Genomic DNA, 10,598 nt, shown 5'->3' on the forward strand with positions numbered 1-10,598 from the left:
GGATCCGGCGGGGGCCGGGAGGTCGGGCCTACTCCTCGCCGAGGAGGCGGGAGAGGTAGCGGGCGACGGCGCGCACCGCGGTGATGTTGCCGGAGTAGTCCATCCGGATCGGGCCGAGCACGCCCAGGCGCGAGACCTGGCCGCCCGCGGTGTTGTAGCCGCTCGTGAGCACCGACGTCTCCTGCAGCCCGAACGGCGCGTTCTCGCGGCCGATGCGCACCGAGATGCCCCGGGGGTCCGGGGTCATCTCGGCGAAGAGGCGCAGCAGCTCCACCTGCTCCTCGATCGCCTCGAGCACGGGATAGATGCTGCCCGAGAAGTCCTCCTCGGTGCGGACGAGGTTCGCGGCGCCGGCCATGACCAGGCGGTCCTGCCGGTTCGCGCCGACCTGCTCGAGCAGAGTCTGCACGATCGGCGTCAGCACGTGGCGCCGCTCGGGGCTGAAGCGCTCCGCGACGGAGCCGAGCGTCTCGGCCGCCTGCTGGAGCCCGAGGCCCAGCACGGCCGTGTTGAGCTTCGCGCGGATCTCGCCGAGGAGCGCGTCGTCCACGTCCTCCGGGGTCTCGAGCACGCGCTGGTCGACGCGGCCGGTGTCGGTGATCAGCACCGACAGGAGGCGGCGGGGAGCGAGGGCGACGAGCTCCACGTGGCGCAGCCGCGCGGCTCCGAACGACGGGTACTGCACGAGCGCGACGCTGTTGGTGAGCTGCGAGAGCAGGCGGACGGTCTTGACCAGCACCTCGTCGAGGTCCGGGCTCTGCCCGAGGAACGTCTCGATCGCCTGGCGCTGCGCGGAGGTCAGCGGGCGGAGGTCGGCGAGCTGGTCGACGAAGAGGCGGTAGCCCTTGTCGGTAGGCACGCGGCCGGAGGACGTGTGCGGAGCCGCGATCAGCTCCTCCTCCTCCAGCTGGGCCATCTCGTTGCGGATGGTGGCGGCCGAGACGCCGAACGCGTGGCGCTCGACGATCGACTTCGAGCCCACCGGCTCCCGGTTCGCCACGTAGTCCTGCACGATCACGCGCAGGACCTGGAGACCGCGCTCCGTGACCATACGACCGACCTCCCGCCGGACTCCGAGTGCCCGCGGGCACGACCGTCTGCGGCGCTGACGCCGCGCGGAGCCTGGCACTCCGCAACTCTGAGTGCCAATCATAACCGGGAGGCGGACCGCCCGGCGGGGTTGCGCCGGGATCGGCCGGGGTGCACTCCTGCAGGGCCGCGGGGAGGAGCCCCGTCATCCCCGAGGAGGAGGTCCCGCGCGGCCCGGTGCGCAGGGAGTCGCCGCATGCCACGATGGACGCCGAGCGCACGGGGGACGCCCGTCGCCGCCGCCGGAACGGAGACCATCATGTCGGCCACCCCTCCCCCGCCCCCCGTCTACGGGACCCCGGCTCCGCCGCTGAACCCGGCGGACGAGAAGACCTGGGCGATCGTCACGCACGTGACCGGCATCTTCTTCAGCTTCCTGCCCTCGCTGATCGTCTTCCTGGTCTTCAAGGGGCGCGGACCGTTCCTCGAGGCGCACGCCAAGACGGCCCTCAACTTCCACCTGACGACGCTGATCGCCTACGTCGCCGGGACGATCCTGTCCTTCGTGCTCGTCGGCTTCATCGTGTTCCTGGTCGTGCCGATCCTGGTGATCGTCTTCGCGATCATCGCCTCGGTGCGCGCCAGCGCGGGCGAGTACTACACCTATCCGCTCAGCATCCCGTTCTTCAAGTAGCGGCGGAACCGGGGCGGCCGTGCGTCGGCCGCCCCGGGATCCGGCCTCAGCCGTCGGTGAGGCGGCGCACGACCGCGTCGGCCAGCAGACGGCCGCGCAGAGTCAGCACGATCCGGCCGCCGAGCGCCGCCCGGCCGTCGACGAGGCCGTCGGCGATGAGCCCCGCCACCTCGCTGCGCCGACCGGCGTCGATCGCGTCGATGGGCAGCCCGTCCGCCAGGCGCGAGCGCAGCAGCACGTCCTCCACCTGCCGCGTCCCCGCGTCGAGCGTCTCCCGCCCGGCAGCGGGCGAGGCCCCGGTGCTCAGCCGGTCGGCGTAGGCCGCCGGGTGCTTCACGTTCCACCAGCGCACGCCTCCGACGTGGCTGTGGGCGCCGGGACCGACGCCCCACCAGTCGTGGCCGAGCCAGTACGAGAGGTTGTGCCGGGAGCGGTGGGCGTCGTCGCGCGCCCAGTTGCTGACCTCGTACCAGGAGTACCCGGCAGCGGTCAGGCGCGCGTCGGCGAGTTCGTACATGTCGGCGGTGAGGTCGTCGTCCGGGGTCGCGACCTCGCCGCGGCGGATCTGCCGGGCGAGCTTCGTGCCGTCCTCCACGATCAGGGCGTAGGCCGAGAGGTGGTCCGGCCGGTTGGCGAGCGCGGAGTCGAGCGACCGCTCCCAGTCCGCGAGGGACTCCCCCGGCGTGCCGTAGATGAGGTCGAGGCTGACCTGCAGTCCGGCCTCCCGCGCCCACTCGACCACGAGCGGGACCCGCTCCGGGTCGTGGGTGCGCTCGAGCGTGGCGAGGACGTGCGGCACGGCCGACTGCATCCCGAAGCTGACGCGGGTGAAGCCCGCCTCGGCCAGCGCGCGGAGGTAGGCGGCGTCGACGGAGTCCGGGTTCGCCTCGGTGGTGATCTCGGCGTCGGGCGCGACCCCGAAGTGGGTGCGGAGGCCGTCCAGCATCCGCACCAGGTCGCCGGCGGGCAGGAGGGTGGGCGTCCCGCCGCCGAAGAAGACCGTGCGGGCGGGGCGCCGGGGCAAGCCCGCGCGCTCGAGCACCTCGGCACCGAGAGCCATCTCGGTGATCGCCTCGTCGGCGTAGTCCTGCTGCTTCGCCCCACGGAGCTCGGTCGCCGTGTAGGTGTTGAAGTCGCAGTACCCGCAGCGGACCCGGCAGAACGGCACGTGCACGTAGAGGCCGAGGTCGCGCTGCTCCACGCCGTCGACGACGGACGCGGGCAGTCCGCCGTCGAGCGGAGCAGGATCGGCGATCGGGAGGGCGCTCCCCACGTCAGCTGACGCGCGCCGGCAGCAGCGCGCGCAGGTACTTGGCGACCTGGCGCTTCTGCACGGCACGCAGCACCGGCGCGCCCAGGCGGTAGAGACGGGTGGAGGGTCGCGAGAAGACCCGGATGACGAGCCAGACCGAGTCGTCCGCGCGCTTCTCGACGACGAAGGACTCCTCGCCGCTCTCGGGGTGGCCCTCGAGGGTGCCGTAGGCGAAGCCGACCTGGTCGGGCTCGTCGACGACGTAGACCACGCGGACCGGGGCGTCGAAGACGCGGCCGAGCAGGGTCACGCGGAGCACGGCGGTCACGCCGGCGGTGATGTAGGGGGTGCCGTCGGGAGCGAAATGCTCCTCCGTCGGCCGGCTGACGAGGTCGATCGGGGTGCCCGCGGCGTCGAAGTTGACGCCGGTGTACTGCACGCCGCTGCCGCTGGTGATGTCGGTCACCTCGATGCCGCTGCCGCGCTGCACGCCCCAGGTCATCAGGGAGGCGGTGGTGATGGCGAAGCGCTCGTCGCCCGAGCCGAGACGGGCCTCGAAGCGCTCGGCCGTGAAGCCGTCCGGCGGGTACTCGAGCAGGTCGGGTGCCAGAGTGCCGCCGACGGCCGCGTAGGTGACCTGCGGCTGGCCCTCGAAGTTGGAGCGGCGGATGCTCACGTCCCGACCTTCTTCCCGGACTCCTCGAGCGCGGCGCGCGTCGAGTCCGCGCGCCGGGTGGTGCTGTCCATCCGACCCAGCGTATCCGACCGTCGGCGTCCCGAGCCGGGAACGACCGAGGGCCCTCCCCCGCCGGAGCGGGAGGAGGGCCCTCGTCGTGGTGCGGATCGGGTCAGCTGCAGGGAGTCAGCTTCTGGACGGCCGGCGACAGGGTGCCGGTGCCGCCGAGGAGGACGACGCGCGTCGCTCCGCCGGCCCTGATGTCCTGCAGCACCTTGACCGGCACGCAGGTCGGGGGCACGGCGAAGAGGGGGCTCCCCGTGCGCCCGGCGGCCGCGGCTCCGGCCAGGGCGTCGGGGAAGTTCTCTCCGGTGGCCAGGAACACGGTCTTCGACCCGCGGGGGAAGGCCGCCCGGTTGAGCTGCTCCGAGGTGTCGTAGCGGTCGACTCCGCCGAAGCGGGTGACGAGCGGTCCGGCCGGCACCGTGAGGGAGTTCTGGATGCCGGCGCTGACAGACAGCTCGGATCCCGCGATGGTGAGCACCGGCGGCCGGAGCCCCCTCAGGATCCCGACAGTGGTCGGGTCGGCCGCCGGGAGGCCGCCGTTCACGAGGACGACGGGGGCCGAGTTCTTGCCCGCGGCGGCGGTGGCGCTGAGCGCGTCGGGGAACTTCTCGCCGGTCGCGAGCCAGGCCCCCTTCGGCGAGCCGCCTCCGAAGGCGCTCTCGATGATCTTCCGCGACGTGTCGTAGCGGTCGGTGCCTCCGAGGCGGAAGACCCTCCCGTTCGCGTACTGGCCGAGGTCGGTGGCGAGGGCGTCGCTGACGCTGAGGTCGGAGCCGACGACGACGATCCGCTGGGGCTTGAGACGGGTGAGCTCGTCGCGGACGACCTGGCTCACCGAGTCACGGTCGACCAGGAGGAGCGGGCCGCCCTGCTTCGCGGCGGCGGGACCGGCGCTGAGCGCGTCGGGGAAGTTCGCGCCGGTGGCGATGTAGACGACGGGGACGCCGGGGGTGTCGAAGGTCGCCTTCGAGATCTCGACAGCGGTGCCCTGGCGGTCGGTGCCCGCGAGGCGGACGACCTCCGGGCCGGTGCCCGGCGTCGGCGTCGGGGTGGTGGTCGACGGGACGACGCGCAGCGGCGCGCGCACGATGACGCCGGTGCCGGAAGGCTGCTCCCCGCCGCGGCTGAGTCCCTTCACCTCGACCGACGGGGCGCCGAGCGGCGTCGTGTCGCTGAAGGTGAGGTAGCGGTCGAAGAACTCCTGGGTCGGGGTGATCGCGATGCCCCGGCCGTCCTGCACGACCTTGGGGGCGGCCTTCAGGCGGCCACCGTCCTCCGTTCCGACCGTGGCGCTGAGGCCCGCGAGGTCGAAGAAGCCGGGGACACCGGAGTCGAGGACGATGACGTCGCCCGCGCCGGCCTCGGTGACGGTGCCGCCGCCGGCCCAGAATTCGCCGCCGGCGCGCTCGGAGGAGGTGGACGTCGACAGGTCGAGGTCGGCCTCCGCGGACCCGCTCGCAGCAGTCACCTGGAGGTCGGCGGAGAGGGCGAGGACGAAGCCGGTCCGGTCGACGCCGGCCGGAGCGTACGCGTCGTCCGCCTCGTCCTCGGCGCCGTTCAGGAGGAGCGAGAGCGAGGTGCCGCCGAAGGAGCCGGCGGCGCGTCCGATCGGGATCTGGATCGAGTTGGTGGCGGTGTCGACGACGGATTCGCCGCTCTCGAGGTCCGTCGCGGTGCTCCTCAGCTGCCACGTCACGACCCGGTAGCCGGGGTGCGACCACTCGGTGAAGGTGTCGGGAGCGGTGGAGTCGGGCAGCTCGACGGTCAGCGTGGTCGCGTCTGCGGCCACCGGAAGCGGCACGTCGGTGCCGAACCGGGCGCTGTCCGACCAGGAGTACGGCGCGGGCGCGACCGGGATCACCTTGTTCGCTGCCGAGGCCGGTCCCGCCGCCACCAGCGATCCCGCTGCGACGGCCGCGATGCTCGCGAAAGCCGCCCCCGTCCTGATCCAGCGCTTCCTCGTGCTCGTAGGCACCACGGACTACCACCCTTCGTCATGGTGGAGGACCGGTCGTCGACGCTGCAGCCCCCCGTGCGGATCTGTATCGATCCACGGCCGCGTCCTGGCGTCCGAAAGCTATCGGTCCGCTGTGAGGCGCCGCAATCCCCGCGGACACGATGTCCCGGACGGGGGGTGCGTCACCCGTCCGGGAGGGGGACGGGCGCCGGCGACGGGGCTCGCGCTACTTCTTGTCCTTGGTCTCGACGTCGCCCGAGAGCGCGGCGATGAACGCCTCCTGGGGGACCTCGACGCGGCCGACCATCTTCATCCGCTTCTTGCCCTCCTTCTGCTTCTCGAGGAGCTTGCGCTTGCGGGTGATGTCGCCGCCGTAGCACTTGGCGAGGACGTCCTTGCGCATCGCGCTGATCGACTCGCGGGCGATGATCCGGGCGCCGATGGCGGCCTGGATCGGCACCTCGAACTGCTGACGCGGGATCAGCTTGCGCAGGCGCCCCGTCATCAGCACGCCGTAGGCGTAGGCCTTCTCCCGGTGCACGATCGCGCTGAACGCGTCGACCTGCTCGCCCTGCAGCAGGATGTCGACCTTCACGAGGTCGGCCTCCTGGGAGCCGGCGGGCTCGTAGTCGAGCGAGGCGTAGCCGGCGGTCTTGGACTTGAGGTTGTCGAAGAAGTCGAAGACGATCTCGCCGAGGGGCATGTGGTAGCGGATCTCGACCCGGTCCTCGCCCAGGTACTCCATGCCGATCAGGGTCCCGCGGCGGCTCTGGCAGAGCTCCATGATCGTGCCGACGTAGTCCTTCGGCGCGAGGATCGCGGCCTTGACGATCGGCTCCGTGACGGCGGCGATCTTGCCGACGGGGAACTCGCTCGGGTTCGTGACGGTGACGGTCTTCTTGTCCTCCGTCGAGACCTCGTAGATGACCGAGGGCGCTGTGGTGATGAGGTCGAGACCGAACTCGCGCTGCAGGCGCTCGGTGATGATCTCGAGGTGCAGGAGGCCGAGGAAGCCGCAGCGGAAGCCGAAGCCGAGCGCCACCGACGTCTCGGGCTCGTACACGAGCGCCGCGTCCGAGAGCTTGAGCTTGTCGAGGGCCTCGCGCAGGTCCGGGTAGTCGCTGCCGTCGATCGGGTACAGGCCCGAGAAGACCATCGGGAGCGGCTCGGTGTAGCCGGGCAGCGCCTGCGTCGCGGGCTTGGACGCCGTGGTGACGGTGTCGCCGACCTTCGACTGGCGCACGTCCTTCACACCGGTGATCAGGTAGCCCACCTCGCCGACCGCGAGACCCTGCGTCGCGACGGGCTCGGGGCTCGACACGCCGATCTCGAGGATCTCGTGCGTGGCGCGGGTCGACATCATCTGGATCTTCTCGCGCGGCGAGAGCTTGCCGTCGATCATCCGGACGTAGGTGACCACCCCGCGGTAGGCGTCGTACACGGAGTCGAAGATCATGGCGCGCGCAGGGGCGGAGGGGTCGCCGACCGGCGGCGGGATGAGCTCGGTGACGCGGTCGAGCAGCGCCTCGACGCCCATGCCGGTCTTGCCGGAGACGCGGAGGACGTCGTCCGGGTCGCCGCCGATGAGGCTCGCGAGCTCCTTCGCGTACTTCTCGGGGTCCGCGGCCGGCAGGTCGATCTTGTTGAGGACCGGGATGATCGTGAGGTCGTTCTCGAGCGCGAGGTAGAGGTTCGCGAGCGTCTGGGCCTCGATGCCCTGCGCCGCGTCGACCAGGAGGATCGCGCCCTCGCAGGCCGCCAGCGAGCGGCTGACCTCGTAGGAGAAGTCGACGTGGCCCGGAGTGTCGATCATGTTCAGGGCGAACGTGCGCCCGTCGCGCTCCCACGGCATCCGCACGGCCTGCGACTTGATCGTGATGCCGCGCTCGCGCTCGATGTCCATGCGGTCGAGGTACTGCGCGCGCATCGCCCGGTCCTCGACGACACCCGTGATGCCGAGCATCCGGTCGGCGAGGGTGGACTTGCCGTGGTCGATGTGGGCGATGATGCAGAAGTTGCGGATGGACGCCGGATCGGTCGCGGCGGGCTCGAGCCCGGAGTGTGCACGTGGAGACATCGTGGGTCCAGTGTCCCATGCCCGGCGGCGGAGGCCGGGACCGGCGCCTACAGATCGAGTCCGTAGGTGCGGGTGGGCTCGACGCCGGGCGGGTTCTCCCGCTCGCCGAGGCGGACGAAGCCCATGCTCTCGTAGAGGCCGTGCGCGGTGGTCATCAGCGTGCCGCTGTTCATCACGACCCGCTGGAGGCCCCGCTCGGCGGCGAGCATCACGACGAACTCGGTGAGCAGCCGCCCGAGACCCCGCCCGCGTGCCTCCGGGGCGACGGCGAGCAGCCGCCAGTCCAGCTCGCCGGGGCGGCCGAGCTCGTAGAGGTTCGCGCCCGGGCGCGCGGTGGTGACCGTGGCGAGGATCCGCCCGTCGCCCTCGACGGCGACCCAGACCTCGCCCTCGACGTCGTGCCGGGCGACCGCGGCGACGTCGGCGGCGTACTCCTCCCCCAGCTCGTAGTCGTGGGCGTAGGCGGCGAGCCGCAGGCGCGAGACTTCGTCGTACTCCTCCGCCCGGACGCGCCGGACCAGCACCTCGGCGGCGCTCATCCGCGCACCGGGGCCGGGAGGGCGCGCAGCCCGTGCTCGAGCGCGGCGGGATCCGCGGCGAGGCAGACGCGGATCCAGCCCTCGCCGGTGCGGCCGAAGGCGCTGCCGGGAGCGACGGCGACGAGGGTCTCGAGGAGGAAGGACTCGACCCAGGAGGCGACGTCCCCGCCGGTCGCGTGCGCCATGTCGATCCACAGGTAGAACGCGCCCTCGGGCTCGCGGTAGGCGATCCCCCGCTCGTCGAGCACGCCCGTCGCGAGCCGCAGGTTGGCGAGGTAGTGGTCGGAGGCGGCGGCCACCGCGTCCTGCGGCCCGGTCAGAGCGGCGAGGGCGGCGCGCTGGTCCGGAGTGGCGACGCAGCTGATCGCCGCCTCCTGCACCGTGACCATGATCGACGTGAAGCCGGGAGGCGTCACGAGGTAGCCGACGCGGACGCCGGTCATCGCGTAGGTCATCGAGAAGGAGAAGACGCTGAGGACGCGGTCGGCGTCGTCCCCGCGCTCCTGCGCGATCGCCGCGAGGCTCACGTGCGGGCGCCCGTAGGTGAAGTACTCGTAGACCTCGTCACTGAGCACCCACAGGTCGTGGCGCCGGGCGATGTCGAGCAGGCGCTCGAGGACCTCCCTCGGGAACACCACGCCGAGCGGGTTGGACGGGCTGTTGACGATCAGGACGCGGGTCCGGTCGGTGATCATGCGCTCGACCTCGTCGGGATCGGGGAGGAAGGCGTTCTCGGCGCGCAGCGTGTACGGCACGGGGACGGCGCCGATGGTCCGCGCGTTGGTGGTGAAGACGGTGTAGCCCGGGTCGGGGATGAGCACCTCGTCGCCGGGCCCGAGCAGGAGCGTCATCGCCTGGTGCAGCGCCTGCGTGGCGCCGACGGTCACCCACACCTGCTCGACGTCGGCCTCGATGCCGTTGTCGCGCGCCAGCTTCTCCACGATGGCCCGCCGGAGCTCGGGGACGCCGCCGTTGGGCCCGTAGCGGGTGTCGTCGGCCGCCCACGCCGCCCGGGCCGCCTCGATGATGTGCGGCGCGGTCGGCACGTCGGGCTCGCCCACCGCGAGGAGCGTCACTCCGTCGAGCCGCAGCGCGATCTCGAACAGGTGGCGGATGCCCGAGGGCGGCACCGCGGAGAGGTGATCGGCGAGACGGGGCACCGGCGTCACGTTACCGGCGGGCCCGGACCGCGAGACGCCACGGCGGTCCGCCTCCCCCGGCGTGTCGCCCCGGCGGCCCCGACCCGGACGGCACCGCACCCGCGGGCGCGGCGCGGTTGAAGGGTGACGACGGGTGCGCTAAAGTTCCTTGTTGGCTTGCGCTCCCCCTCCGGACACCCGGCAGGCGTGGAGTGATCAGAAGCCGGCGACCTCCAGTCGCACCGCAGGGCGTTCAGACGCCCGCGGAAGGGGCACTCCGTCGAGTAGCCGGCTGCACACACGCACATCCGAGAAGAAGGTAATCCACGTGGCAAACATCAAGTCGCAGATCAAGCGCAACCTCACCAACAAGAAGGCGAACGAGCGCAACAAGGCCGTCAAGAGCGAGCTGAAGACCGCCATCCGCTCGGTCCACACCGCCATCGCCGCCGGCGACACCGAGAAGGCCGGCACCGCCCTCGCCTTCGCCGCCAAGAAGCTCGACAAGGCCGCCAGCAAGGGCGTCATCCACAAGAACCAGGCCGCGAACCGCAAGTCGGCCATCGCGAAGCAGGTCGCCGCGCTGTAATACTGCGCGAAGCGGAAACGACGAAGGGTCCGGCCTCTGGCCGGGCCCTTCGTCGTTTCCGCTTCGCGGTCGACGGGCTCCTCGTGCCTCGTCGCCCGTCGCGCAGTCGGCTTCCGCGCTTGGTTGCGGTGCGAGGAGCGTCCTGCGTTCCGGGTACGACGATCCGCTGACACGCGGATCGCCGGTGACCCTGCGAGGGCATCGTCCGGCTCTCGATCGGCTGCGGCCCGGTCGGCTACCGCGGAGGGTCGCGGGGGGAGGAGCGGAGAGCGTTTCGGGGTACGACGATCCGCTGACACGCGGATCGCCGGTGACCCGCACCGATCTCGACGGGCTCCTCGTGCCTCGTCGCCCGTCGCGCAGTCGGCTTCCGCGCATGGTCGCAGTGGGAGGAGCGGGTTCCGTTCCGGGTACGACGATCCGCTGACACGCGGATCGCCGGTGACCCGCACCGATCTCGACGGGCTCCTCGTGCCTCGTCGCCCGTCGCGCAGTCGGCTTCCGCGCATGGTCGCAGTGGGAGGAGCGGGTTCCGTTCCGGGTACGACGATCCGCTGACACGCGGATCGCCGGTGACCCG

The 10,598-nt window shown here is 71.9% G+C and carries 9 protein-coding genes; 2 read left to right on the plus strand and 7 right to left on the minus strand.

What is annotated here, in order from left to right; translation table 11 throughout:
- Window positions 1-28 precede the first annotated feature (28 nt).
- A complete protein-coding gene (hrcA, locus tag C5C25_RS15710; RefSeq protein ID WP_104223131.1) occupies window positions 29-1,051 on the minus strand; it encodes a heat-inducible transcriptional repressor HrcA in 1,023 nt (340 codons plus the stop codon).
- A gap of 234 nt (window positions 1,052-1,285) precedes the next feature.
- Between hrcA and C5C25_RS15715 the strand changes: the two genes are divergently transcribed.
- Window positions 1,286-1,723, plus strand: a complete 438-nt coding sequence (locus C5C25_RS15715; protein WP_244229439.1) for a DUF4870 domain-containing protein — start codon at window positions 1,286-1,288, stop codon at window positions 1,721-1,723.
- Window positions 1,724-1,769: 46 nt separating this feature from the next.
- On the opposite strand, the gene hemW is transcribed toward C5C25_RS15715, so the two are convergent.
- The 6 genes from hemW to C5C25_RS15745 form a co-directional block, all read right to left on the minus strand.
- Window positions 1,770-2,996, minus strand: a complete 1,227-nt coding sequence (gene hemW, locus C5C25_RS15720; RefSeq protein WP_104251138.1) for a radical SAM family heme chaperone HemW — start codon at window positions 2,994-2,996, stop codon at window positions 1,770-1,772.
- 1 nt (window position 2,997) lies between these two features.
- On the minus strand, window positions 2,998-3,651 hold the full coding sequence (locus tag C5C25_RS15725; RefSeq protein WP_244229440.1) for a DUF1990 family protein: 654 nt from the start codon (window positions 3,649-3,651) through the stop codon (window positions 2,998-3,000).
- A gap of 172 nt (window positions 3,652-3,823) precedes the next feature.
- Complete coding sequence (locus tag C5C25_RS15730) at window positions 3,824-5,695, minus strand: cell wall-binding repeat-containing protein (RefSeq protein WP_104251139.1); 1,872 nt, start codon at window positions 5,693-5,695, stop codon at window positions 3,824-3,826.
- Window positions 5,696-5,900: 205 nt separating this feature from the next.
- Entirely contained in the window at window positions 5,901-7,751 is a 1,851-nt protein-coding gene (gene lepA / locus C5C25_RS15735) for a translation elongation factor 4 (RefSeq protein WP_104223127.1), read from the minus strand.
- Between the two features lie 47 nt (window positions 7,752-7,798).
- Window positions 7,799-8,290 (minus strand): GNAT family N-acetyltransferase, encoded by a 492-nt coding sequence (locus C5C25_RS15740; RefSeq protein WP_104251140.1) that lies wholly within the window; start codon window positions 8,288-8,290, stop codon window positions 7,799-7,801.
- Window positions 8,287-9,450 carry a pyridoxal phosphate-dependent aminotransferase gene (locus C5C25_RS15745; protein ID WP_104251141.1) on the minus strand — a complete coding sequence of 388 codons (1,164 nt, stop codon included), beginning with the start codon at window positions 9,448-9,450 and terminating at the stop codon, window positions 8,287-8,289. The genes C5C25_RS15740 and C5C25_RS15745 overlap by 4 nt, the downstream gene beginning before the upstream one ends.
- Window positions 9,451-9,757: 307 nt before the next feature.
- On the opposite strand from C5C25_RS15745, the gene rpsT reads away from it, so the two are divergent.
- On the plus strand, window positions 9,758-10,018 hold the full coding sequence (gene rpsT / locus C5C25_RS15750; RefSeq protein ID WP_097165711.1) for a 30S ribosomal protein S20: 261 nt from the start codon (window positions 9,758-9,760) through the stop codon (window positions 10,016-10,018).
- Window positions 10,019-10,598: the final 580 nt, after the last annotated feature.

The sequence above is a fragment of the Rathayibacter sp. AY2B9 genome, assembly GCF_002931595.1.
Classification (GTDB): domain Bacteria; phylum Actinomycetota; class Actinomycetes; order Actinomycetales; family Microbacteriaceae; genus Rathayibacter.